The 24530-nt window shown below is 72.7% G+C and carries 23 protein-coding genes; 13 read left to right on the forward strand and 10 right to left on the reverse strand.

What is annotated here, in order from left to right; all coding sequences use genetic code 11:
- Positions 1 to 131: 131 nt before the first annotated feature.
- The gene (locus RFN52_RS12670; protein WP_184846057.1) at positions 132 to 1409 is read right to left on the reverse strand and encodes a deoxyguanosinetriphosphate triphosphohydrolase; all 1278 of its coding nucleotides are present in this window, start codon (positions 1407 to 1409) and stop codon (positions 132 to 134) included.
- A 116-nt stretch (positions 1410 to 1525) separates the two neighbouring features.
- Entirely contained in the window at positions 1526 to 2296 is a 771-nt protein-coding gene (locus RFN52_RS12675) for a sirohydrochlorin chelatase (RefSeq protein WP_184846059.1), read from the reverse strand.
- Between the two features lie 213 nt (positions 2297 to 2509).
- Here RFN52_RS12675 and RFN52_RS12680 point away from each other — a divergent pair, with 213 nt between their 5' ends.
- Positions 2510 to 3208: a SanA/YdcF family protein gene (locus RFN52_RS12680; RefSeq protein ID WP_184846061.1), complete on the forward strand. Its 699-nt coding sequence runs from the start codon at positions 2510 to 2512 to the stop codon at positions 3206 to 3208.
- A 45-nt stretch (positions 3209 to 3253) separates the two neighbouring features.
- Positions 3254 to 3460 (forward strand): hypothetical protein, encoded by a 207-nt coding sequence (locus RFN52_RS12685; RefSeq protein WP_184846063.1) that lies wholly within the window; start codon positions 3254 to 3256, stop codon positions 3458 to 3460.
- Positions 3461 to 3571: 111 nt separating this feature from the next.
- Here the strand turns inward: RFN52_RS12685 and RFN52_RS12690 are convergent, their stop codons facing one another.
- Genes RFN52_RS12690 through RFN52_RS12700 form a run of 3 tightly spaced genes read right to left on the reverse strand, consistent with a single transcriptional unit; the run spans position 3572 to position 7144 of the window.
- Positions 3572 to 4339 (reverse strand): enoyl-CoA hydratase-related protein, encoded by a 768-nt coding sequence (locus tag RFN52_RS12690; protein ID WP_184846065.1) that lies wholly within the window; start codon positions 4337 to 4339, stop codon positions 3572 to 3574.
- 31 nt (positions 4340 to 4370) lie between these two features.
- A complete protein-coding gene (locus RFN52_RS12695; RefSeq protein WP_184846067.1) occupies positions 4371 to 5627 on the reverse strand; it encodes an FNR domain-containing protein in 1257 nt (418 codons plus the stop codon).
- Positions 5624 to 7144 (reverse strand): amino acid adenylation domain-containing protein, encoded by a 1521-nt coding sequence (locus tag RFN52_RS12700; RefSeq protein ID WP_184846069.1) that lies wholly within the window; start codon positions 7142 to 7144, stop codon positions 5624 to 5626. The genes RFN52_RS12695 and RFN52_RS12700 overlap by 4 nt, the downstream gene beginning before the upstream one ends.
- Positions 7145 to 7539: 395 nt before the next feature.
- On the opposite strand from RFN52_RS12700, the gene RFN52_RS12705 reads away from it, so the two are divergent.
- Positions 7540 to 9669, forward strand: a complete 2130-nt coding sequence (locus tag RFN52_RS12705; protein WP_184846071.1) for a molybdopterin oxidoreductase family protein — start codon at positions 7540 to 7542, stop codon at positions 9667 to 9669.
- A 3-nt stretch (positions 9670 to 9672) separates the two neighbouring features.
- Here the strand turns inward: RFN52_RS12705 and RFN52_RS12710 are convergent, their stop codons facing one another.
- A complete protein-coding gene (locus RFN52_RS12710; RefSeq protein WP_184846073.1) occupies positions 9673 to 11319 on the reverse strand; it encodes a M4 family metallopeptidase in 1647 nt (548 codons plus the stop codon).
- Between the two features lie 139 nt (positions 11320 to 11458).
- Between RFN52_RS12710 and RFN52_RS12715 the strand changes: the two genes are divergently transcribed.
- Complete coding sequence (locus tag RFN52_RS12715) at positions 11459 to 11875, forward strand: gamma-glutamylcyclotransferase family protein (protein ID WP_184846075.1); 417 nt, start codon at positions 11459 to 11461, stop codon at positions 11873 to 11875.
- Between the two features lie 24 nt (positions 11876 to 11899).
- On the opposite strand, the gene RFN52_RS12720 is transcribed toward RFN52_RS12715, so the two are convergent.
- Positions 11900 to 12517: an NADPH-dependent FMN reductase gene (locus tag RFN52_RS12720; RefSeq protein WP_184846077.1), complete on the reverse strand. Its 618-nt coding sequence runs from the start codon at positions 12515 to 12517 to the stop codon at positions 11900 to 11902.
- A gap of 267 nt (positions 12518 to 12784) precedes the next feature.
- On the opposite strand from RFN52_RS12720, the gene RFN52_RS12725 reads away from it, so the two are divergent.
- Both RFN52_RS12725 and RFN52_RS12730 read left to right on the forward strand, forming a co-directional pair.
- The gene (locus tag RFN52_RS12725) at positions 12785 to 13306 is read left to right on the forward strand and encodes a GVDTG sorting domain-containing protein (RefSeq protein WP_184846079.1); all 522 of its coding nucleotides are present in this window, start codon (positions 12785 to 12787) and stop codon (positions 13304 to 13306) included.
- Between the two features lie 108 nt (positions 13307 to 13414).
- Entirely contained in the window at positions 13415 to 14074 is a 660-nt protein-coding gene (locus RFN52_RS12730; RefSeq protein WP_184846081.1) for a class F sortase, read from the forward strand.
- Here RFN52_RS12730 and RFN52_RS12735 read toward each other — a convergent pair.
- Positions 14012 to 14404 carry a winged helix-turn-helix transcriptional regulator gene (locus tag RFN52_RS12735; RefSeq protein ID WP_184846083.1) on the reverse strand — a complete coding sequence of 131 codons (393 nt, stop codon included), beginning with the start codon at positions 14402 to 14404 and terminating at the stop codon, positions 14012 to 14014. The genes RFN52_RS12730 and RFN52_RS12735 overlap by 63 nt on opposite strands.
- 106 nt (positions 14405 to 14510) lie before the next feature.
- Between RFN52_RS12735 and RFN52_RS12740 the strand changes: the two genes are divergently transcribed.
- Entirely contained in the window at positions 14511 to 15413 is a 903-nt protein-coding gene (locus RFN52_RS12740) for an NAD(P)-dependent oxidoreductase (protein ID WP_184846085.1), read from the forward strand.
- A 76-nt stretch (positions 15414 to 15489) separates the two neighbouring features.
- On the opposite strand, the gene RFN52_RS12745 is transcribed toward RFN52_RS12740, so the two are convergent.
- On the reverse strand, positions 15490 to 16272 hold the full coding sequence (locus tag RFN52_RS12745; protein ID WP_184846087.1) for a sulfite exporter TauE/SafE family protein: 783 nt from the start codon (positions 16270 to 16272) through the stop codon (positions 15490 to 15492).
- Positions 16273 to 16444: 172 nt separating this feature from the next.
- Between RFN52_RS12745 and RFN52_RS12750 the strand changes: the two genes are divergently transcribed.
- From RFN52_RS12750 to RFN52_RS12775, 6 genes are all read left to right on the forward strand, one after another.
- Positions 16445 to 17662 (forward strand): NAD(P)/FAD-dependent oxidoreductase, encoded by a 1218-nt coding sequence (locus RFN52_RS12750; RefSeq protein ID WP_184846089.1) that lies wholly within the window; start codon positions 16445 to 16447, stop codon positions 17660 to 17662.
- Positions 17662 to 20277, forward strand: coding sequence for a nitrite reductase large subunit NirB (gene nirB, locus RFN52_RS12755; RefSeq protein ID WP_184846091.1), 2616 nt, complete (start codon positions 17662 to 17664; stop codon positions 20275 to 20277). The genes RFN52_RS12750 and nirB overlap by 1 nt, the downstream gene beginning before the upstream one ends.
- On the forward strand, positions 20274 to 20624 hold the full coding sequence (gene nirD / locus RFN52_RS12760; protein WP_033306285.1) for a nitrite reductase small subunit NirD: 351 nt from the start codon (positions 20274 to 20276) through the stop codon (positions 20622 to 20624). Before nirB ends, nirD begins: the two co-directional genes overlap by 4 nt.
- Positions 20625 to 20734: 110 nt before the next feature.
- Positions 20735 to 21319 carry a TetR/AcrR family transcriptional regulator gene (locus tag RFN52_RS12765; RefSeq protein WP_184846092.1) on the forward strand — a complete coding sequence of 195 codons (585 nt, stop codon included), beginning with the start codon at positions 20735 to 20737 and terminating at the stop codon, positions 21317 to 21319.
- Between the two features lie 82 nt (positions 21320 to 21401).
- Entirely contained in the window at positions 21402 to 22181 is a 780-nt protein-coding gene (locus RFN52_RS12770) for an SDR family NAD(P)-dependent oxidoreductase (RefSeq protein ID WP_184846094.1), read from the forward strand.
- A gap of 64 nt (positions 22182 to 22245) precedes the next feature.
- Entirely contained in the window at positions 22246 to 23091 is an 846-nt protein-coding gene (locus RFN52_RS12775; protein WP_184846096.1) for a maleylpyruvate isomerase family mycothiol-dependent enzyme, read from the forward strand.
- On the opposite strand, the gene RFN52_RS12780 is transcribed toward RFN52_RS12775, so the two are convergent.
- Positions 23092 to 24399, reverse strand: coding sequence for a helix-turn-helix domain-containing protein (locus tag RFN52_RS12780; RefSeq protein WP_311240944.1), 1308 nt, complete (start codon positions 24397 to 24399; stop codon positions 23092 to 23094). It abuts the gene before it with no gap.
- Between the last annotated feature and the right edge of the window lie 131 nt (positions 24400 to 24530).

Genomic DNA, 24530 nt, shown 5'->3' on the forward strand with positions numbered 1-24530 from the left:
GTGCCTCCTCGTCAGGGTGTCGCCACTTGCGAGCGTCCCGCACGGAGCGTGATGCGGGAAGGGGGAGTGACCCGATCAGGCCACGGAGGGTCACATGGGAGGGCGCTCGCGTCCCTCCCATCGCGTCAGTCTCATGCCTGCCCCGTCAAGCGGACGTGAAGCGAACGGGCGGAGGTGTCGGTCAGGGAGGCGATCTGGTCGACGATCACCCGCTTGCGCGCTCGGTCGTCCGCCGCCTGGTCGAACAGGGCGCGGAACTGCGGGTCCAGGCCGTCCGGGGCGCGGGCGGTGAGTGCCTCGGCGAGTTCCGCGACGACGATCCGCTGGTCGGCGCGCAGCCGCTCCTGCTCGGCGCGCTGCATGACGTAGAGGTCGGCGACGGCCTTGAGGACGGCGCACTCCATCCGGGTCTCGCGCGGGACGACCAGCTCGGCGGCGTACCGGGTGAGCCGCCCGGCGCCGTAGGCGGTGCGGGTCGCGGTCTCGGCGGCCAGGCAGAAGCGGCCGATGAGCTGGCTGGTGGCGTCCTTGAGGCGGGCCTGGGCTACGGCGGTGCCGTCGTAGCCGTGCGGCCACCATTCCTCGGCGAGGAGCCGGTCCAGGGCCTCGGCGAGCTCGGCGGGGTCGGTGTCGGCGGGCACGTACCGGCCGCGGGCGACCTCGAAGACGTCCCGGCGTTCGGGATCGGCGTGCAGGCAGTTCTGGTCGATGTGACCGGCGTGCAGGCCGTCCTCCACGTCGTGCACCGAGTAGGCCACGTCGTCGGACCAGTCCATGACCTGCGCCTCGAAGCAGGTGCGGGTGCCGGGGGCGTCCTTGCGGAGCCAGTCGAAGACCGGGCGGTCGTCCTCGTAGACGCCGAACTTGTTCGAGGCCGGGTCGGTGGGGTGGGCGCCACGGGGCCAGGGGTACTTGGTGGCGGCGTCGAGGGCGGCGCGGGTGAGGTTGAGGCCGACGGAGCCGTCCGGGGTGAACCGCTTGGGCTCGATGCGGGTGAGGAGCCGGAGGGACTGGGCGTTGCCCTCGAAGCCGCCGCAGTCCGCCGCGAACTCGTTGAGGGCCTGTTCGCCGTTGTGGCCGAAGGGCGGGTGGCCGAGGTCGTGGGAGAGGCAGGCGGCTTCGACGAGGTCGGGGTCGCAGCCGAGGGCCGCGCCCAGTTCGCGGCCGACCTGGGCGCATTCGAGGGAGTGGGTGAGGCGGGTGCGGGGGCTGGCGTCCCAGGCGGGGCCCATGGTGCCGGGCGTCACCACTTGGGTTTTGCCGGCGAGCCTTCTGAGGGCGGCGGAGTGGAGAACCCTTGCCCTGTCGCGTTGGAAGGCTGTGCGGCCGGGGCGTTTGTCGGGTTCCAGGGCCCAGCGGTCGACTGACGTCGGGTCGTAAGCCGGGGGGTTCTGTGCGGTGCCGTCCATGGATCGACAGTACGGGCACCGGTGTGCTGTACGCCTTTGCGTGTGCCGGGTTCGGTGGTGTGGCGTGTGCGGGCCCGTTGTGGCTTGTCGCGCAGTTCCCCGCGCCCCTCAGGGCATCATGCCGAGGCCAGTTCCCGTTCCGCTGCCGACCTCGCCAGTGTCTCGTCGTAACGGTGGAGGAGGAGCTGGGCCATGGCGGGGTGGGTGCCCAGGGGCGCCGCCGCTATCCAGGGGGCCTTCTGGGTGGACTCTGTGGCGAAGCGGCCGGGGGCCGTGAAGTAGGACGCGAGGGCTATGTGGCGGCGGCCCCTCGCCAGGAGGGTGCGGACGGCTGTTTCGACCGTCGGGGTCGCGGCGGAGGCGTAGGCCGGGATGACCGGAACGCCGAGGCGGGCCGCGAGGAGGTGGGCCGTGCGGCCCGTGTCCGTTTTCGCGTCCGGGTCGCGGGAGCCCGCCGCGGCGAGGACCACCGCGCTGGTGCGGCGGGGTGTCCCGCCCCAGCCGGCCTCCGTCAGGCGGGCCTGGAGGGCGTCGACGAGGAGGGGGTGGGGGCCGAGGGGGGCCGCCAGGTGGGTGCGCGCCCGGGAGGCCGCGGCCATCTCGGGGATGTCCTGCTTGACGTGGTAGCCGCGACTGAGGAGGAGGGGGACGAGGACCGCCTCCGTGTCGCCCAGGGCGGCGAGCGTGTCGGGGAGCAGGGGGGCGTTGAGTTCGATGTGACCCAGGTGCACCGGCACGTCGGGGCGCAGGGCCCGGACCCGGTCGAGGAGCGCGCTCACGGTGCTGAGCGCACGGGGGTCGCGGCTGCCGTGCGCCACGACCACGAGGGCGGGCGCGGCGGGGCGGCGCGGGGCGGGCGGCGGCACGAGGCTCAGCTGACGGGGCATGCACCGATGGTCGCGGCGTCACGTTGCCTTCCCGTTGCCTGGGCGTCACGGGTGTTTTCCAGCGGTTCACCATCCGGGACAGGGGTGTGTGAGGAGGCGTGACCTGCGGTTTCCGTAAATCGAGTGAAGCTGGTCACGCGGGGGCGGATGAACCGGGCGGCCCGGGAGGACGTCCCTGACTGTCGAGGGGCCGACCTGGGGAGGGACCGTCCGATGCGTCGTGTGACGTTCCGCAGACCGCGGTTGCCGCGAACCCGGCGGGGGCAGCGGAGGCTGGTGCAGGCCGTGATGGCCGGGTGCGTGCTCGCGCTGCTTCCGGCGACGTGGATGTACGCCGTGACGGGTGACCGGCTGCGTACGGCGGCGGATGTGCCGCGTACCGATGTGGCGGTGGTGTTCGGTGCCGGGCTGTGGGAGGGGGAACCCTCGCCGTACCTCGCGCACCGGCTGGACGCGGCGGCGAAGCTGTACCGGGAGGGGCGGGTGGAGGTGGTGCTCGTCACCGGGGACAACAGCCGCGAGGACTACGACGAGCCGGACGCGATGCGCGGGTACCTGACCCGGCACGGGGTGCCCGACGGGCGGATCGTCAGCGACTACGCGGGGTTCGACACCTGGGACTCCTGCGTGCGTGCGAAGAAGATCTTCGGGGTGGACCAGGCCGTGCTGATCAGCCAGGGCTTCCACATCCGGCGGGCGGTGGCGCTGTGCGAGGCGGCGGGGGTCGCGTCGTACGGGGTCGGGGTGGACGCCGTGCACGACGCGACCTGGTACTACGGAGGCACCCGGGAGATCTTCGCCGCCGGGAAGGCCGCTCTGGACGCGGTGTTCCGGCCGGATCCGCGGTTCCTCGGGCCGCGGGAGCCGGGCGTGGAGAGGGCGTTGGCCAGGGCCGAAGAAACGCTCGGATGAATCCGTACGTTCTCCGCCCACGGGTTTGACGCGGCCATTTCACCGGTGATCCAGGCTCCGGAGCCGGGCTGCGCGAAGCTCGGCGCCCACGGCCAGTGGTGGGCCGACATCCACAACGTGTGTGGGCACACCATCTCCGCCAGCGTGGAAGTCGACGGCTGGGACCCGTCGTGCATCCAGATCGGCCCCGGCGGGGTCGGCAGGATCGGTCTGGATCAGGGTGACGAGCCGTACTACGCGTACGAGTGCTGACCCTGCTGCCCGCAGGGTGACCGGGACCGTTTCCTGACCAGACACCGTCCCTGAACGCGTCCGGGGGCGGGGGCGCAGTGCCGTCCCCCGCCCCCGGATCAGCCGTGGCCGTCAGCGGCCCCGGAAGCGCGGTGGGCGCTTCTCCAGGAACGCCGTCATCCCCTCCTTCTGGTCGTCGGTGGCGAACAGGGCGTGGAAGACGCGGCGTTCGAAGCGGATGCCGTCGCGCAGGCCGGTTTCCAGGGCCCGGTCGACGCACTCGCGGGCCGCCCTGACCGCCGCGCGGCCGTGGGAGGCGATCGCCGATGCCGCTTCGAGGGCCTCGGGCAGGACCCGGTCGTCCGGGACCACGCGGGAGACAAGACCGCAGCGTCCAGCCTCCCGTGCGTCCATCGTGCGGCCGGTGAGAACCAGGTCCATGGCCGTGGCCCGGCCGACGAGCCGGGTCAGCCGCTGGGTGCCGCCGATGCCGGGGATCACGCCCAGCTTGATCTCGGGCTGGCCGAAGACCGCCGACTCCCCCGCGACGACCAGGTCGCACATCATCGCCAGCTCACAACCGCCGCCCAGGGCATGCCCGTTGACGGCGGCGATCTTCGGGGTGCGGAGGCCGGCGAACTCCTCCCAGCCGGCGAAGTAGTCCTCGTCGGCCATGTCGACGGCCGACTTCCCCGCCATCTCCTTGATGTCGGCGCCCGCGGCAAAGACCGTGTCCGAGCCGGTGACGACGAAGCAGCCGGTCTCCGGGTCCGAGTCCAACGGGCTAAGAACCTCAAGGAGTTCGGTGAGGAGTTCACTGCTGAGCGCGTTGCGGACGTGCGGGCGGTGCAGGCGCACGGTCACCACACGGCCGTGCCGTTCGACCTTCAGATGGTTCATCTCTCTGCTCCTTTCGAGCATCGCGTACGGGTCATGAGTCCCAGATCGCGCCGTACGCCGGGATGCCCCGCCGCTCCAGGCCGTGGACCACCTGCCAGGTCAGCTTCTTGTTGGAGATGCAGATGACGGCCTCGGCGCCGAAGTCCCGGTGGGCATCGTGGGCGAGGCGCACCATGTCGGGCTTGCCGTGCCGGGAGGTGTCCCAGATCAGGGCGTGCGGCTGGACGGCGAGGATCTCGTCGACCAGGGCGTCGCCGTAGGTCGCGCGGGGGTCGCGGGTCGCCCAGACGAGCCGGGAGGGCACCTGGGCGGCGAGCAGGTGGGGCAGGCAGGGGCCGATGCCGCTTCCGGTGGCGACGTAGACGACCTTGGTGAACAGGACCTCGATGTTGGCGACGCCGGCCGTGGTGATGCCCTTGACCCACACCTGCCGGGGCAGGTCGTCGATGAAGGAGCCGGTCCAGTCGCCGGCCCGGGAGATCGTGAGCCGGAAGCCGGGCTCGCCCGGGGCGGGGACGTTGGCGAAGGAGTGCCATTCCTTCAGCGGGCTGCGGCTGATCGCGGTGGAGGAGCCCGCGAAGGGCGTCTCGCCGTGGTCGAAGCGGGCCAGGACGACGTGGGAGGAGGGGCGTTCGAGGCGGACGTCCACCTTGCGCAGCCGGAGCCACGGCAGGGCGACGCTGAAGGTGACCACCGCGAGCGTGCCGACCTCCCAGGGGCCCGGCGACGCCAGCAGCGTGTGCGTCCAGAACAGGGCCAGGGCCGCCCAGCCGCCGAAGCGGTGGATCTTCTCGAAGTGGTCGTGGTGGCGGGAGCGGAAGGGCGGCAGGGCGGTGGCGATGATCAGGGCGAGGAGGGCGATGAGGGTCCAGCCGACGGCCCTGAGGGGGCCGCTGGGTGTCGTGATCGTCAACGCCAGGAACCAGGCCGTGCCCGCCAGCGCCCCGCCGACGTGCAGTCCGCCGAAGTGGTAGACCTTGCCGAGCGTCCAGCGGACCCGCAGCGGCCAGCTCGTCGGCGCCGAAGTCGCCATCCGGAACAGCAGGTTGACGACGTACTGCTGGCGTACGACGACGGCGAGGGCGAGGTTGGCGAGGGCCGCGTGCCCGAGGGTGGGGGCGGCCACCGGCCAATTGATCCAGGCGAAGGCCGCGTTGGCGAGGAGCACCAGGGCCGCGAGCCGGTTGTAGTGCATCAGGCGGGGGTGCTTGAGCAGGCGGCGCGGGCCGGACAGGAGTGGCGGGAGGCCGCCGGTGGCCTGCTCGTTCCGGGGCGGTGACGTGGTCATCGGGCCACCGCCACGCGCTCCTCGATCATGTGCAGCAGCGCCTGTTTGTCGACCTTGCCGCGGTCGGTCTCGGGGAGCAGGGCGAGCGGCAGGATCCGCTCGGGGACGCAGTAGTAGGGCAGGGCGTCCGCGACCGCGCGGCGGGCGGCGTCCGGGTCGACGTCCGCCGGGCAGACGAAGGAGACCAGGGTGCGGGCGTCGCGTTTCAGGGTGACGGCGCGGGTGCAGCCGGCGGCCGACTCCAGGACCGAGGAGACGGAGTCCAGCTCGACGCGGAAGCCGCGCACCTTGACCTGGTCGTCGGTGCGGCCGAGGTGCTCCAGCTCGCCCCCGGGGGTCCAGCGGCCGAGGTCGCGGGTGCGGAACATGCGCCGGCCGCCGCCGAGGAACGGGTCGGGCACGTAGCGCTCTGCGTTGAGGGCGTCGTCGCCGAGGTAGCCGGCGGAGACGCAGGCGCCGCCGGCCCACATCTCGCCCACCTCGCCCACCGGCAGGGGGCGGCGGTCGGCGTCGAGGACGTACACCGTGTTGTTCGGGGTGGGGCGGCCGATGGTGAGCAGCGGGGCGGACGGGTCGTGGCGGCTCATCGTGTTGACGATCGTCGTCTCCGTGGGGCCGCAGCAGTTGAAGAAGGCGGCCTGCCGGGCCCACCGGTCGGCCAGCGGGCGCGGGCAGGGCTCCCCCGCGACGGCGACCGTGCGCACCCGGGGGCAGGCGGCCGGGTCGAGGCCGGAGAGCACGGTCGGGGTCGCGATCAGCACGTCGGCGGTGCGGGCCGCGGCGGCGAGGTCCTTGCCGCGGATGACGAGCGTGCCGCCCTGGGCGAGGCAGCCGAGGATCTCCCAGGCGGCCATGTCGAAGGCGATGTTGAGGAGCTGGGCGACCCGGTCGCCGGGCCGGACGCCGAGGCCGCCCGGGGCGGTGAGCAGGAGGTTGGCGACGTTGCGGTGGGTGACCTTCACGCCGTTGGGGCGGCCGGTGGTGCCGGAGGTGAACAGCACGTAGCAGCCGTCGTCGCCGGTGACGCGGACGTGCGGGGCCGGGGCGTACGGCAGCGGCTCGTCGAGCGGGAGCAGCAGATGGCCGTCCGGCAGGGGCACGCGGTGGACGTGCTCGGCGACGGTGAGGACGACCCGGGTGCGGGCGGTGCGGATGACGTGGGTGAGCTGGGCCGGGGGTGTGAGGCCGATGTCCTGCGGGACGTAGGCGGCGCCGGCCTTCAGGATGCCGAGCAGGCCGACCAGCATCGGGATCGAGCGGCGGACGAAGAGGCCGACGTGGTCGCCGGGGCGCACGCCCTCGTCGGCCAGGCGGGCGGCGAGGGCGCCGGCGTACCGGTCGAGTTCGCCGTAGGTGATGCGGGCGCCCTGGTGTTCGGCGGCGACGGCGTGCGGGGTGGTCCGGGCGTGCCGGGCGACGGCGTGGTGCAGGAGCGGGTCGGGGACGGGGACGGTGGGGCCCCGGCCGTACTGCCGGAAGAGCTGCTGGTCATGGGGGGTCAAGTGGCGCAGAGGCATGATCGAGTGGCCTCCTGGCTGTTTCGAGGTCGGATTGCCACCTGCGGGCCGGCCGCGGGTGGATGCAGCCGTGAGCGGCGGGCATGCCCGGGTGTCGAACGCCGTGCGGAGTCGTGCGAGCGCTGCGCGTAGCGAGAGCGTAGTGCGGATGCTTCAACACTCAACGAGGTCGGATCAGCCAAGAAAGGAACGCAATGAGCCACATGTGGCGTTTCTCGTCCCACAGGCAACGTCCGTGGCGGTCGGCGACGACCTGAAGGAGGGCTGGACTGTGTCTCACCAGGACGGGCGGGCTCCTGCCTCACGCGGGCGGGCCGGTGGCGGGGAGGTTGCCGTCCCGGCCGCGTAACAGGGAACCGTCCCGGGCGTAACACGGCCGACGCACGCTGAACGGTATGCAGAGCACCGTGACGCCCACGCACTGCCCGTACTGCGCCCTGCAGTGCGGGATGAACCTGACACCCGCGCCGGACGGGACCGTCGAGGTGAGCGAGCGCACGGACTTCCCGGTCAACCGGGGCGCCCTGTGCGGCAAGGGCCGTACGTCCGCGGCGGTGCTCGCGAGCAACGTCCGTCTGACCTCCCCGTTGGTGCGCGACCAGGGCGGCACGCTGGTGCCCGCCTCCTGGGACGAGGCGCTGGACCGGATCGCCGCGGGGCTGGGCCGCACGCGCGCGGAGCACGGGCCGGACGCGGTCGGGGTGTTCGGCGGGGGCGGCCTGACGAACGAGAAGGCGTACACGCTCGGCAAGTTCGCGCGGGTCGTGCTCGGCACCTCGCAGATCGACTACAACGGCCGCTTCTGCATGTCGTCGGCGGCGGCCGCCGGCATCAAGGCGTTCGGGCTCGACCGGGGGCTGCCGTTCCCGCTGGAGGACATCCCGAAGTCCGGCTGCGTGATCCTCGTCGGGTCGAACCTCGCGGAGACCATGCCTCCGTCGCTGCGGTTCTTCACCGAGCTGAAGGAGAACGGCGGCACGCTGATCGTGATCGACCCGCGCCGCACCAAGACCGCGGAGCAGGCGGACCTGCACCTGGCACCCCGGCCGGGCACGGACCTGGCCCTCGCCCTGGGCCTGCTGCACCTGGTCATCGCCGAGGGACGGGTGGACGAGGAGTACGTCCGGGAGCGCACGGCCGGCTGGGAGGACGCCCGGGCGGCGGCGATGGCGCACTGGCCGGAGTACGTGGAGCGGATCACGGGGGTGTCCGTTCCTCAACTACGGGAGACCGTACGGCTGTTCTGCGAGCCGGAGTCGGCGATGGTGCTCACCGCCCGGGGGCCCGAGCAGCAGTCCAAGGGCACCGACACCGTCGGCGCGTGGATCAACCTGTGCCTGGCGACCGGCCGGGCGGGCCGCCCGCTGTCCGGGTACGGCTGTCTGACCGGCCAGGGCAACGGGCAGGGCGGGCGGGAACACGGGCAGAAGGCGGACCAGTTGCCGGGCTACCGCAAGCTCGACGACCCGGCAGCGCGGGCGCATGTCGCCGAGGTGTGGGGTGTCGACCCGGACAGCCTGCCCGGGCCCGGGCGCAGCGCGTACGAGCTGCTGGACGCGCTGGGCACCGACATCAGGTCGCTGCTGCTGATGGCGTCCAACCCGGTGGTGTCGGCGCCGCGGGCCGCGCACATCGAGGAGCGCATCAGGTCGCTGGACTTCCTGGCGGTCTGCGACGTGGTGCTGTCGGAGACGGCGGCGCTCGCGGACGTGGTCCTGCCGGTCACCCAGTGGGCCGAGGAGACGGGCACGACGACCAACCTGGAGGGCAGGGTCCTGCTGCGGCGCCGGGCGGTCACCCCGCCGGACGGCATCCGCAGCGACCTGGAGGTGCTGCACGAACTGGCCGCCCGTCTGGGCGTGGAGAAGGGCTTCCCGACGGACCCGGAGGAGGTCTTCGAGGAACTGCGCCGGGCGTCTGCGGGCGGGGCTGCGGACTACTCGGGGATCACGTACCGGCGGCTGGCAGAGGAGAACGGGGTGTTCTGGCCCTGTCCGGCGGCGGTGGAGACGGCCGACGTGAGCGAGGACGCCTGTGACGACGAGGAGGCACCGGCCGTGCATCCCGGCACGCCCCGCCTCTTCCTCGACCGCTTCGCCACGCCCGACGGCCGGGCCCGGTTCGTCCCCGTCTCGCACCGCGCGATCGCCGAGGAACCGGACGACGAGTACCCGGTGCTGCTGACCACCGGGCGGGTCGTGGCGCAGTACCAGTCCGGGGCGCAGACCCGGCGGGTGGCGGAGCTGAACGCCGCCGCGCCCGGGCCGTTCGTGGAGCTGCACCCGAGGCTGGCGGCCCGGCTGGGAGCGGCCGAGGGGGACCCGGTGGCCGTCGTGTCACGGCGGGGCCGGGCCGTGGCGCCCGCGAGGATCACGAACGCCATCCGGCCCGACACCGTCTTCATGCCCTTCCACTGGCCGGGCGAGGGCCGCGCCAACACCCTCACCAACCCCGCGCTCGACCCGACCTCCCGGATGCCGGAGTTCAAGGCGTGCGCGGTGCGGCTGGAGGCCGTCGAGGGGTAGGGATCAGCTCACCGCCACGGCCTTCCAGGCTGCGGCGACCGCCTTCTGCTCGGTGCTGTCGGCGCCGTAGAGGTCCTTCGCCGCGCTCAGGGTCGCCTTGCGGGCGTCCGCGTAGTTCGTCGAGGACGTCATGTAGACCGTCAGGGCGCGGTACCAGATCTTGCCCAGGGCGGCCCGGCCGATGCCGGTCACCGTGGAGCCGTCGCAGGTCGGGGAGTCGTAGGCGACGCCGTTGAGGGACTTCTTGCCGCTGCCCTCCGCGAGCAGGTAGGCGAAGTGGTTGCCGACGCCCGAGGAGTAGTGCACGTCGAGGTCGCCCAGCTTCGCGTTCCAGCAGTCCGCCGACTTGCCGTCCTTGGACGGCTTGTCCATGAAGCGCAGGGCCTCACGGCCGAGACCGGAGCGGACGACCTTCTCGCCGATGAGCCAGTCGCCCTTGTCCTCGGCGTTGGCCGCGTGGAACTCCACCAGCGTGCCGAAGACGTCCGAGGTGGCCTCGTTCAGGCCGCCGGACTCGCCCGAGTACGTCAGCGCCGCCGTCTTGGACGTCACGCCGTGGGACATCTCGTGCCCGGCGACGTCCAGCGACACCAGCGGGCCCATCAGCTTGCCGTCGCCGTCGCCGTACGTCATGCAGAAGCAGTTGTCGTCCCAGAAGGCGTTGTTGTAGTCCTTGCCGTAGTGGACGCGGTTGAAGGACCCCTTGCCGTCGCCGGCGATGCCGGCGCGGCCGTGGACCTTCTTGTAGTAGTCCCAGGTGACGTCGGTGCCGTACTGGGCGTCCACCGCCACCGTGGAGCGGTCGGCGGCCGTACCCGTCCCCCACTGGTTGTCGGCGTCCGTGAAGAGCGTCGCGGGGGCGCGGGTCAGGCAGACGGTCAGCAGGCACTTGTCCGTCTTGTTCTCGGCGTCGCCTGTGTACGTGCCGCCGCGCGTCGCGTCCTTCAGCTGGTACGACGAGCCGGACGCCGTCGTCTCCAGCGGGACCGTGCCGCCGTAGAGGGACTTGCCGTCGCCGGAGGCCGACTCCATGGAGTCCCAGGCGTCGATCCGGTCGCCGGTCGTCGCGTCGGTCAGCACCGTGCGCCCGACCGGGTTGCCGCGTTCGTCGTGCGCCACCGCGTCGGTCTGCCAGGCCAGCTTCGGGGCGCCGTGCAGGGCGTCGACGACCAGTCGGGGCTTGGCGGTCAGCTTCTTCAGGGTCTCGCCGAGGTGCGCGGCGCGCAGCAGGTTCGCCGCGAGGTCGGCGGCCTTGGGGGCGGTCACCTTCGGGGTGACGCTCGCCAGGGAGAGCGCGGACGTCGTCGCGCGGCTCGTGCCGCGGTAGGTGCCGTCCGGGTTCAGGTGGAGCACGAAGTCGCCGCCGAGGACGGGCAGCCGGTGGTAGGTGCGGTCGTAGCGGACGTGCCGGGTGCCGTCCTCGTCGACGACGACGTCCCGGACCTCCGTCTCCTGGGCCGAGGTGAGGCCCAGGGCGCCGGCCCGGTCCGCGAGCACCGCCTCCGCGTCCTCGATCGCACCGGACCTGGTCGGCCGGTCCGCCGCGCCGGCGGCCGGGGAGAGGACGGCGGCCAGCAGGGCGGTGGTGCCGGTGAGGGCCACACCGGCGAGGGCGAGACGGGAACCGCGGACATGACGTATCCGACTCATCGGTCTCCTCATACGGGCGCACCCGGTCGCGTGGGGTCGACCGGGGGCGGCGTTGATGTTGACCGCGAGTTAAGGCGGCGCGGACATGGCATGTCCATAGCGCCGTTGTGCAGGTGTGTGAGGGTGCAGAATCGTTCCTGTGACCCTCCCCTTCTTCGTCTACGGCACCCTCCTCCCGGGAGAGGTCAATCACGGCCTCTTCCTGCGCGGCCGCACCCGCTCCGAGGAGCCGGGGAGGCTCGCGGACGCGGTGCTGTACGCCGGGCCGGGCTACCCGTACGCGGTCGAGGAGCCCGGCGGCGGCGCGGTCAGCGGGGAGCTGGTGACCGCACTGCCGGAGGCGTACGCGGAGCTGCTCACCGAGCTGGACCGGCTGGAGGAGTACGTGCCCGGCGATCCGCGCAGCCTGTACGTACGCGTCGAGCGGAAGGTCGTCCGGGCTGCGGACGGGGCGGCCGTCCGGGCCTGGGTGTACGTGGCCGCACCCGCCGTCGCCACGCGGCTGCGGGCCCGTGGGCGGGCGATCGAGGGCGGCGACTGGCGGGCGCGGACGTGAGGGCCGTGCCCGGCTGACACCGGCTCAGCCCCCGTACGGCCGCTTCTCCCTGGCCTCCCGCAACGCGTGGCCCCACCACACCAGTTGGTCCAGCATGGTCTTCGCCGCCGCGTCCGGGCCGGACGGGTCATGCAGGGTGCCCCGGTCGTCGAAGGAGGCGCCGGCGTTGTGGAAGGAGACGGTGTCGCGGACCGTCACGGCGTGGAGCTCGGCGAAGACCTGGCGCAGGTGCTCCGCGGCGCGCAGGCCACCGGCCAGGCCGCCGTAGGAGACGAGTCCGACGGGCTTGGCCTGCCATTCGGCGAAGTGCCAGTCGACGAGGTTCTTCAGGCCCGCCGGGAAGGAGTGGTTGTACTCGGGGGTGAGGACCACGAACGCGTCCGCGCGGGCCAGCTTCGGGGTGATGCCGGACAGCGCGGCGGATGCCTCCGGGGTCGGTTCGAGGGACATCGGCAGCGCGGCCTCGGCGACGTCCACGACCTCGACGACGAGGTCGTCCCGGTCCCGGATGCGGCCGAGGAGCCAGTCGGCGACGACGGGACCGAAGCGGCCGTGCCGGTTGCTGCCCACGACGAGGGTCAGCCGGAGCGGGTCGGCGGCGGTCTGCGGCAGGGTGGCTGGATCGGTAGCGGTTGTCTTCATGCGGACAGCCTCTAACCTCAACCAACCTTGAGGTCAAGCGGCGGCCGCCTACATCCGGGTCACCCGTTCACACGCGCGCCCCGCGCTTTTCCGCACCTCGCCCATCGAAAGCCCGTGACCTGCCGAAACGGCCGTCGAAGGCAGCCGGTTCAGCCCTGCCTGACACCCATTCACCCCAATTCTGACGCGCCTTCAGCAAGCGCGGCCGTCCCGCTGCCCGTTACCTCGGAAGGGCAGGCGCAGACCGAACCGCTCGAAGGAGCACCGATGCGACGTATCGCCCCGCCGCTGACCGGTACCGCGCTCGCCGTCGCCGCCGCGGCCCTCACCGCCGCCCCCGCGTACGGCGCGTCCGCCGGTGGCCTGGAGCTGTCCCCGGCCTCGGTCGTGCCGGGCGGTCAGGTCACGGTACGTACGGCGGCCTGCGGCGACGGCGGCTCGGCGACGGGTGACGCCGGCGCGGTCGGGGCGGGTTCCATCGGTCTGGCGCCGGACGCGCACGGGCCGGGCGCGACCGGGCGGTTCCGGGTGCCGCCGAGCGCGCAGCCGGGCACGTACGAGATCACCGTGACCTGCGCCGGCAGCGGCCGGCGGATCACCGGGGACCTGGTGGTCACGCTGACACCGGTGCGCGGACAGGTCCATCCACGGGGGAGCGTGAAGACGGGGGTCGGTGGCGCTCTGGGCCCCGATCCCGTGCAGACCGCGGCAGGTGTGGCGGCCCTCGCCGTCGCCGCCGCGGGCGGTACCTGGCTCCTGCATCGCCGGGCGAGAGGCGACGGGATCTGACGGACACCCTCCGCTGTCCGTCACCGGTACCGCATGTCCCCTCCCCTCCGGGTCCGACGCCCCTCGCGGCCCGGAGGGGGCACGGGGCCGGATCAGAAGAGGGTGGGTATGCGCAGGTTCCCCGGGTTCGGCAGCGGCGTCCGCGATCCCGCGCACGCGGCCATGGCCGCCCTCACGGTGTTCGCCCTGTGCTCCGGGGTGTGGCTGCTGCGCGACGGCGCCGGGACGCACGCCCCGCCGCAGCCGTCCGCCGCGCAGGCCCTGGCCGGGCTGGACGGCCGGGCCGGTGAGCGGCCCGCCGTGCCACCGCTGCCGCCCTCACCGCCCGACCGGATCCGCATCCCGGCGATCGGGGTCAACGCGCCGCTGACCGGGCTCGGCCTGACGAGGACCGGCAGCCTCGATGTGCCGCCCGCCGCGGAGAAGAACCTCGCCGGCTGGTACGAGGCCGGCACGACCCCCGGTGAGCGGGGCACGGCGATCGTCGCCGGCCACGTCGACAACGCCGACGGACCCGCCGTGTTCTACGACCTCGGCGCCCTGGCCAGGGGCAGCACTATCGAGGTGGACCGGCGGGACGGCGGCGTCGCGGTGTTCACCGTGGACGCCGTCGAGGTCCACGCCGCGAAGGACTTCCCCGACGAGAAGGTCTACGGCGCCGCCGGCCGCCCCGAGCTGCGGGTCATCACCTGCGGCGGCACCTACTCACGCGGCACCGGTTACCAGGGGAACGTCGTCGTCTTCGCGCATCTGACCGGGAGCCGGTGACATGCCCGGGACGTTGGCCCTCCCCCAGGCCCCCAGCGGTTCCAGCGCCTCGTTCAGGGAAACGCCACGGGCCGTCAGCGAGTACTCCACGCGCGGCGGCACCTCGTCGTACGCCTCGCGGTGCACCAGGCCGTCGGCCTCCATCTCCCGCAGGTGCGAGGCGAGCACCTTCTCGGTGACGCCCGGCAGTTCCCGGCGCAGCTCGCCGAAGCGGCAGGGCCGCTCGTGCAGCGCCCAGAGGATCAGCACCTTCCACTTGCCGCCGATCAGGTCCATCGCCGCGTCGATCCCGCAGACGTACGCACCCGGCCGCCGTCCCGTCGTCCCCATGCCCGGTCTCCTTCCCCTTCGCTGCCTGGACCCTTCCCCCGGGGTAACCACCCACTTCGAAGTACGTACTTGAGCAGGCCCTTCCCCTACGACGAGCCTAAACGCCATGACCGACAACGCAGTTGCTCCCCGTACCCCTGCCCCTCTCACCCTCCTCGGCACCGGCGCCATGGGCACCGTCCTCGCCCGGACCTGGCTCGCCGCCGGGCACGAGGTGACCGTCTGGAACCGCACACCCGCCCGTGCGCAGGCCCTCGCCGCCGAGGGCGCCGTCGTCGTCCGGAGCGCCGCCGAGGCCGTGGCCGCGAACCGGCTCGTGATCGTCTGCCTGCTCGACGACGCCTCCGTGGGCGACGCCCTCGACGAGGCCGTTCTCGCCGGGCGGGACCTGGTGAACCTGACGACCGGCACCCCGGGCGAGGGCCGGACGCGGGCCGCCTGGGCCGAGGCGCGCGGCGCCCGGTTCCTGGACGGCGGGATCATGGCCGTACCGCCGATGATCGGGGTCGCGGACTCCGGCGGTTACGTCTTCTACAGCGGCTCACCGGAGCTGTTCGAGGAGCACCGCGACACCCTCGCCGTCCCGGCCGGCACCCGCTGGGTCGGAGCCGACCCCGGCTTCGCAGCCCTCTACGACGTGGCCCTGCTGAGCGCCATGAACGGCATGTTCGCGGGGATGCTCCACGCGTTCGCCCTGGTCCGCCCGGAGGACATCGCCCCGAAGGACTTCGCGCCACTGCTCGCGGACTGGCTGACCGCGATGGCCCCGGCCGTGCACCAGACGGCCGACCGGCTGGAGAGCGGCGACCACACCCGCAACGTCGTCTCCAGCCTGGCGATGCAGGCGGCGGGCGTCCCCACGTTCCTGCGCACGGCCGAGGAACAGCACGTCAGTCCCGAGCTGCTGGCGCCGTACCTGAAGCTGATGGAGAGGCGGGTGGCGCAGGGGCACGGGGAGGAGGACGGGACGGGGATGATCGAGCTGCTGGATCTGCGGCGCGGCGCCTAGTCATCCCGGCCGGCGTCCAGCCGACCCGGTCGGCATGTGGACGACCCGGCCGGCATCCGCGCGACCCGGCCGGCGTCTAGGCGATCCACTGCTCGTACGCCAGATTCCCCACCAGCGCGAACACCACCGTCAGCAGCACGATCCGGACGAAGCCGCTGCCCTTCTTCAGGGCGGTGTGGGCGCCGAGGGTGCCGCCCGCCAGGTTGAAGACGGCCATCAGGGCGGCCAGTTGCCACAGGACCGCGCCCTGCCAGGCGAAGGTCGCGAGGGCGCCCGCGTTGGTACAGCAGTTGACGATCTTGGCGGTGGCGGAGGCCGTGACGAGGTCGAGGTGGAGGACGGCGGTGAGCGCGAGGACCAGGAACGTACCGGTGCCGGGGCCGATGAGGCCGTCGTAGAAGCCGATGCCGAGGCCGGCCAGGCCGATGGCCGCGAGGATGCGGCGGCGGGTGGCCGGGCCGGTTGCGGGGGCCGTGCCGAAGGCGGGCCGCAGGATCACGAAGGCGGCGACCCCGAGCAGCACCACCATGATGACCGGCTTGAGAACCTCGGTGCTCATCCCGGCCGCGAAGAAGGCCCCGGCGGAGGAACCGGCCAGGGCGGCCAGCCCGATGCGGACGGCCGTACGGACGTTCACGGGAGCCTTGCGGGCGTAGGTCACGGCCGCGCCCGTGGTGCCGACGATGGCGACGGCCTTGTTGGTGCCCAGCGCGTGCGCGGCGGGTGTGTTCGCCGGCAGCCCCAGCAGCAGCACCGGCAGCAGCAGGAGGCCGCCCCCGCCGACCACGGCGTCGATCCAGCCTGCGGCGAGGGCCGCGACGCAGAGCAGGACGATCATGGTCAGCGATATGTCGGGCATGATCGCGACCCTATGCGAGGCCGGTGCGAAGGTGCTGCGACGCCCCTCACAGCCGCCGTCGCCGCACGTCAGGAACCCTCACACCGGTCACCCCGGCCAGCTGAGGGCAGCGTTCCCCGCGGGAAACAGAGGCGATGCTGCCGGGTAACACCGGCACCGCACGCTCAAGTGCATGACCTCGAATGAGCGTGTGGTGGTGATCGGCACCGGCCTGGCGGGCGTACGGCTCGCCCGGCGGCTCGGTGAGCTCGGCACGCCCGCGCTGCTGATCGGCGAGGAGGAGCACCGGCCCTACAACCGGGTGCTGCTCGCCGAGGTGCTGGCCGGACGGTACAGCCCCGAGGTGATCGCCCTGCCGGCACCCGCGCGGGTCAGGCGCGGCCGGATCACCGGGATCGACCGCGGGCGGCGTACCGTCGCCTGCGCGGACGGGTCCGTGATCGCATACGACCGGCTCGTCCTCGCCACCGGCTCGAACCCGGTGCTGCCGCCGCTGCGCGGCCTGTTCACCGAGAACCACGAACTGCCCGAGGGCATCCACGCGTTCCGCACCATGGACGACTGCCTGGGCCTGTCCAAGGCGATCCGCCCGGGTGTGAAGGCGGTCGTCATCGGCGGCGGGCTCCTCGGGGTCTCCGCCGCCCGCGCGCTCGCCCGGCGCGGCGCCCAGGTCGTGCTCGCCCAGCAGTCCGAGCGGCTGATGGAACGCCAGCTCGACCCGGCCGCCTCCAAGCTCGTCAAGCGGCACCTGACCGACCTGGGCGTGGAGGTGCACACCGAGTGCCGCGTCCGGGACGTGCGCTGCGTCGGCGGCGCCGTCCGCTCCGTGGAGATGGCCGACGGCTACGCGCTCGACGCCGATCTGGTGGTCATCGCCTGCGGTGTGCATCCGCGGGTGGGCCTCGCCCAGACGGCCGGCCTCGACGTCCGCAAGGGCGTCGTCGTCGACGACGAACTGCGCACCTCCGACCCGTACATCCACGCGATCGGCGACTGCGCCCAGCACGACGGCGTCCTCTACGGACTCGCCACTCCCGCGCTCGAACAGGCCGACGCGCTCGCGGAGCTGCTCGCCGGTGACGCGAACGCCCGCTACACCGGGACCCGTTCCCTGACCCGGCTCACGCTGAACGGGCACGACAGCCCCTTCGACCTCGCCGCGTTCGGCGAGACCGAGGCGCTGCCGGGCGACGACGTCGTCCAGCTCACCGACGCCACCCGCGGCACCTACCGCAAGGTCGTCGTCCGCGACGACCGCCTGGTCGGCGGGGTCCTCGTCGGCGAACTCGGCACCGTCGGCGCGCTCGCCCGCGCCTGGGAGGGAGCAGAGCCGCTCCCCTCCGACGGCGGCCCGCTGCTCCACCTGCTCACCAACGATGGAGGCTCCTGATGACCGCCACCCCGGAGGCCACGGAGGCCACCCCCACGATCGTGCTCGTCGGCCACGGCATGGTCGGCCAGCGCTTCCTCGAAGCGCTCGCCGCGCGCGGCCTGACCGCCACGCACCGCGTGGTCGTGCTCTGCGAGGAGCCGCGCCCGGCCTACGACCGTGTGGCGCTCACGTCGTACTTCTCGGGGAAGACCCCTGAGGACCTGTCCATGACGGACATGGAGTTCATCGAGACGCACGGCATCGAGCTGTACGTCGGCGACCCGGCGACCGCCGTCGACCGCGAGGCCCGCAAGGTCACCGCCCGGTCCGGCGAGGTCTTCGACTACGACGTCCTCGTCCTCGCCACCGGCTCCTACCCCTTCGTCCCGCCGGTCCCGGGCAAGGACGCCGAGGGCTGTTTCGTCTACCGCACGATCGAGGACCTGCTCGCGATCGAGGAGTACGCGAAGTCGAAGGCGACGGTGGGTGCCGTGGTCGGCGGCGGTCTGCTCGGGCTGGAGGCGGCCGGTGCGCTCAAGGGGCTCGGACTCACCTCCCACATCGTGGAGTTCGCGCCCCGGCTGATGCCCGTCCAGGTGGACGACGGCGGTGGTGCCGCGCTGCTGCGCACCATCGAGGAGATGGGCCTGACCGTTCACACGGGCGTGGGCACGCAGGAGATCCTGGTCGACGCCGAGGGCGCCGTCACCGGCATGAAGCTCTCCGACGGTTCCGAACTCGCCGCCGACATGGTGGTGTTCTCCGCCGGTGTGCGCCCCCGCGACCAGCTGGCCCGCGACTGCGGCCTGACGGTCGGCGAGCGCGGCGGCATCACGGTCGACGAGCAGTGCCGTACGGTCGCCGACCCGCACGTCTTCGCGATCGGCGAGTGCGCGCTGGCCTCCGACGGCCGGGTGTACGGCCTGGTGGCGCCGGGCTACGAGCAGGCCGAGACGGCGGCCGCCACGATCGCCTCGGACGAGGCGTCCTTCACCGGTGCCGACCTGTCCACCAAGCTGAAGCTGCTCGGCGTGGACGTGGCGTCCTTCGGCGACGCGCACGGCACCGCCGAGGACTGCCTGGACGTCGTCTACTCCGACTCCCGCGCGGGCCTGTACAAGAAGCTGGTCATCGGCCGCGACGGCACGCTGCTCGGCGGCATCCTGGTCGGCGACGCGGAGGCGTACGGCACACTGAAGGCGTTCACCGGCTCGGTCCCGCCGGTCTCGCCCGAGTCGCTGGTGCTGCCCGCCGGGGCCGGGGCGCCCGCCCAGCTCGGCCCGGCCGCGCTGCCGGACGACGCGATCATCTGCTCCTGCAACAACGTCCGCAAGGGCACGATCCGCGACGCGGTCACCGAGCACAAGTGCACCACCGTGCCCGAGGTGAAGAAGTGCACCAAGGCCGGTACGACCTGCGGAAGTTGCGTCAAGGTCCTCGGCCAGCTGGTCACCGCCGAGCTGGAGGCGTCCGGCGTCGAGGTCGACAAGGGCCTGTGCGGCTGCTTCGCGCAGACCCGCGAGGAGCTGTACGAGATCGTCCACGCCCTGCGCATCACCACCTACCAGGACCTGCTGGACCGGCACGGCCGCGAGGGCGCCCGGGGCGGCGACGGCTGCGAGGTCTGCAAGCCGGCCGTCGGCTCGATCATCGCCTCCCTCGCCCCCACGATCGGCGCGAGCGGCTACGTCCTGGACGGTGAGCAGGCGGCGCTGCAGGACACCAACGACCACTTCCTGGCCAACCTGCAGAAGAACGGCTCGTACTCGGTCGTCCCGCGGATCCCCGGTGGCGAGATCGCCCCGGAGAAGCTGATCGTGATCGGCGAGATCGCCCGCGACTTCGGCCTCTACACGAAGATCACCGGCGGCCAGCGGATCGACATGTTCGGCGCCCGCGTCGAGCAGCTGCCGGTGATCTGGGCCCGGCTGGTCGACGCCGGCTTCGAGTCCGGCCACGCCTACGGCAAGTCGCTGCGCACGGTGAAGTCCTGCGTCGGGCAGACCTGGTGCCGCTACGGCGTCCAGGACTCCGTCCGCATGGCGATCGACCTGGAGCTGCGCTACCGGGGTCTGCGCTCCCCGCACAAGCTGAAGTCGGCGGTCTCCGGCTGCCAGCGCGAGTGCGCCGAGGCCCAGTCGAAGGACTTCGGCGTGATCGCCACGGCCAACGGCTGGAACCTCTACGTCGGCGGCAACGGCGGTGCCACGCCGCGCCACGCGGACCTGCTCGCGCAGGACCTGTCGGACGCCGAACTGGTCCGCCTGATCGACCGGTTCCTGATGTTCTACATCCGTACGGCCGACCGCCTGGAGCGCACCTCGACCTGGCTGGAGCGGATCCCGGGCGGCCTCGACCACGTGAAGGACGTCGTCGTCCACGACTCGCTCGGCATCTGCGACGAGCTGGAGCAGCTGATGCAGGCGCACGTCGCGCACTACCGCGACGAGTGGGCCGAGACCATCAACGACCCCGAGAAGCTCGCCCGGTTCGTGTCCTTCGTGAACGCCCCGGACACCCCGGACCCGGTCGTCGCCTTCGTGCCCGAGCGCGACCAGATGAAGCCCGACCTGCCGCTGCTGTCCATCGGCATGCGACCCGCCGACGTACTGGAAGGAAGCGCCCAGCGATGACCCTGGCACTGGAGACCACCGACCTCAAGGTCGAACTCGCCCTGGACGACGACTGGTTCGCGGTCTGCGACCTGAGCACGCTGCTCCCGGGCCGCGGGGTGGCCGCACTGCTGCCGGACGGCCGGCAGGCCGCGATCTTCCGCGACCGCTCCGGAGAACTGTTCGCCATCGACAACCGCGACCCCTTCACCGGCGCCGCGGTCCTCTCCCGCGGCCTGACCGGCACGCACCAGGGGCGTCCGTTCGTCGCCTCGCCCCTGCTGAAGCAGCGCTTCGACCTGGCGTCCGGGCAGTGCCTGGACGACGAGGCGGTGCGGGTGACGGCTTACAAGGTGCGGACGTCGTAGCAGCGGTTCCCGACCGAAGGTTCTCGACCGACCGACCGGCGGTCCTCGACCGACGGTTCTTGACCGACGGTTCTTGACCGGGCGTTCTGAAAAAGCCTAGGCTTCGACGCGTGGCCAGGACCAAGGAGTTCGATCCGGACGCCGCGCTCCAGGCAGCTCTCGAGCTGTTCTGGCGGCGCGGCTACGAGGCGACGTCGATGTCCGACCTCGTCGCGCACCTCGGCATCGGGCGCGCCAGCATCTACGCCACCTTCGGCAACAAGCACGAGCTGTACCTGAAGGCGCTGGACCGCTACGACCGGACGGGACTCCCGCCGATCCTGCGGGACCTGTCCCAACCGGGGCCCGCTCTGCCTGCCGTGCGCAATCTCGTCCGGCGGTACGCGGCGGAGGCCGCAGACGCCCGGGAACGCCTGAACGGCTGCATGATCACCAATGCGGCGGCGGAACTCGCCCCGCACGACCAGGCGACCACCCGGCACGTGGAGCGCAACTGGGACCAGCTGGAGACCGTGCTGCACTCGACGCTGGTCCGCGCCCAGGCGCAGGGGGAACTGCCCGCCGCACGCGACCCGCTCGCACTGGCCCGCATGCTGCTCGTCCTGCTCCAGGGCCTGCGTGTGGTCGGCAAGGCCTCGCCGGACCCGGGGCGCGTCAGGGACGCGGCCGAGCAGGCCCTGGCACTTCTGGACTGAAAGGCACCTCGACTGAGGTGCCTTTCCCGTGCCCTGATACTGAACCGATCGTTCAAGTATTCTTCGAGACAAGGACCGTCACATGACCACTGCTCCGTACCGGGCCCGCTTCACCGACCGCACCGCCCTGGTCACCGGCGCCGGCTCCGGCATCGGACGCACGATCGCCCGGGCACTCGCGGCGGAGGGCGCGAACGTCGTGCTGGTGGGCCGTCGGCGAGAACCACTGGAGGAGACCGCGGAGTCGATCGAGGCGGCGGGAGGCAAGGCGCTGGCCGTCACGGCGAACGTGGCGCGGGCGGCGGACGTCGAGGCGGCGGTGGCAGCCGCCGTCGAGCACTTCGGCTCCTTGGACGTGGCGGTGAACAACGCGGGCGTCTTCCTGGGCGGAGCCCCGCTGGCCGACCTCGCCGAGGAGGACTGGCACACCCAGCTCGGCGTCAACGTCACCGGCGTGTTCCTCGCCCTCCGGGCCGAGATCCGGCAGATGCGCACCCAGCCGTCCGGCGGGGCGATCGTCAACATCGCCTCCACCTTCGGCGCCCACGCCCGCCACCCCGGCGCCGCCGCGTACGCCGCCACCAAGGCGGCGGTGTCCGCCCTCACCCGGGGGGCCGCGCTCGACCACATCCGCGAGGGCATCCGCATCAACGCGGTCAGCCCCGGCGCCGTGAACACACCGATGTCGTTGCAGCCGGGCGAGACGGACGCCGACCGCTCGGCCCGCGCCCGGACCGCCCTCCCGCTCGGCCGTGTCACCACGACGGAGGAGGTGGCCGCGGCGGTCCTCCACCTGGCCTCCGACGACGCCGCCTCGACGGTGGGCACGGACCTGGTGGTGGACAGCGGCGCCACGGCCTGAGCGCGAGGGCGGGCACCGGGGATCCGCACCGGGCACCGGGATCCGCACCTGGCAGGCTGCGGCCATGGTGACACAGCCGAACGACCGGCCCGGCCTCGCCCGGCTCGGTCCCCCGATCGACGCCCGTCCGCTGTTCGGCCCGGAACTGGAGGCACTCCTCGGCCTGTTGCGCGGGCTGCGCGCCCCTGACTGGGGACGGATCGCCGTCCCGGGCTGGACCGTTCACGACGTCGCCGCGCACCTGCTCGGCGACTACCGCGCCCGCCTCGGCCGCCGGGAGCCGCCCCTCGTGTTCGCTCCCGACGAGGCCTTGGAGGCGTTCATCCACCGTGCCAACCAGGAGTGGGTCGACCTCCACCGGGACGTCACCGACGCGGCTCTCGTCGACGATCTGGAGCGGACCGGCACCGAACTGGCCCAACGCTTCGCCCGGGCAGACCTGTACACGCCTGCCCTCGGTGTGTCCTGGGCGGGGGTGGATCCGGCGCCGATGTGGCTGGACTGCGCCCGGGAGTTCACCGAGCACTGGACCCACCGCCAGCAGATCCGGCACGCGGTGGGACGGGACACGGACGCGGAGCCGCGCGTCCTGTCCCTGGTCCTGGACACCTTCATGCGGGCGCTGCCGCACACCCTGCGCGATACCGGGGCGCCGGACGGCACGCAGATACAGGTGACGGTCGACGGCCCCGTCGAGGCCGGGTGGACCGTGACCGCGGGGCGGGACGGCTGGTCCCTGGCCCCCGCGCCCGCGGGCCGGCCTGCGGCCACGCTGCGGCTGGATGCGGAGACCGCCTGGCGACTGTGCACACGCGGCATCCAGCCGGCCACGGCATTCGCACGGGCCGGGGTCCTGGGGGACCGGCGGCTGGGCGAGGCCGTCTGCCGGATCGTGTCCGTCGTGTACTGATCACGTCCGTTTCGGTGCCGGGGACCGGGGTGCCTCAGCGGCGCGTTCGCAGTGCGGCCAGTCACCGAAGTCGCGGTCCCGGCTCCACAGCTTCCGGGCGGCCTGGATGTTCCACTCCGGGTCCAGGGCCTTACGCGGCGTGCCGCCCAGTTCGCGCAGCCGGGCGTCGGAGATCTGGAACAGGCCCCAGTTCCGGGTGCCGTTGGTGTTGGGGAGGATGTGCAGCGGGTCGAGGAAGGACTGGCAGTCGGCGATGGCCACCGCCTTGTCCGGCACTTCGGGGAACACCTCCCGGACCCGCTGCCGCACCTTCTGCGGCGACCACACCCCCATCCGGACGGGCGAGGTGTACAGCGCCTTCTTCGTCGGCTCCGCGACGACCCCGTTGGGCTGCAGTCCGGCGAGCACCTGGAAGGCGGTGACCCGGCGCAGGGTCTGCGGGCCGAAGTCCCCGTCCACGCCGATGTCCGCGCCCTTGGCGTGCAGCAGGCGCTGCACCTCCCGCACGCACTCGTCGTGCTCGCCCATCGCGATCACCGGCGGGCAGCCGGCCGAGAACAACGGCCGGACCGCCTCACCGGTTTTGCGGCCGCCGGCGCCGTCGCCGTCGCCGGAGGGCGACCGGCCACTCGACAGCACCCAGGCCGAGACCGTGACGGCGGCGAGGACCGCGGCGACGACGACGGTGACGCGCAGCCGGTGCCGACGCGGCTGCCGCGCGGGCGGGGATGCCGCATCGGGGGCGGGGGGCTGCGGTGCCCGGTCGCCGTCCGAGGCCGAGGCCTGGGCCTGGGCCTGGGCCTGGGCCTGGGCCTGGGTTGGAGTTGAGGCCGGGGGCGGGGCCGTGGTGGGCGCCTCTGCTATCGGCTCGGCGCCCGGTTCGGCATTCGGTTCGGCGCTCGGCTCTGCATTCGGTTCGGCGCTCGGCTCTGCATTCGGCTCGACGTTCGGCTCTGCTTTCCGCTCGGCATTCGGCTCGGCGTTCGGCTCGGCTTCCCGGGGCGCTTCCGGTTCCGTCCTGCCTGCCGCTTGCGACACCGGTCCCCGTTCCGCGGCGGCACGCGCCGCGTCCGCCAGGGCCCACAGGCGGTGCAAGGTGCGCAGTTCGTCCGGGGTCGCACCGCAGACCGTGGCCAGCCGGTGCACGCTCCCGTAGTCCTGGGGCACCGACGTGCCCCGGCAGTAGCGGTGCAAGGTCGAGCCGGCAAGGCCGGACTTCCTGGCGAGGGCCTCGTAACTCAGGCCGGACCGGCTCTTCAACGAACGCAACAGCGCGGCGAACCGCTCCGTTTCCGGGCATGCGGACAAGGCCGTTCCCCCCTCGGGAATCCCACGGACGCTGGTCGGGCGTCTCGTGCCGCCACTGTGCCACCAAAGGCGTCCCATGGCCGTCCCAACGGTTCCGGAACGCGCCAGGTGCGCGGCCCACCGGCGTCCCG

Source organism: Streptomyces collinus (assembly GCF_031348265.1).
Taxonomy (GTDB): Bacteria; Actinomycetota; Actinomycetes; order Streptomycetales; family Streptomycetaceae; genus Streptomyces; species Streptomyces collinus.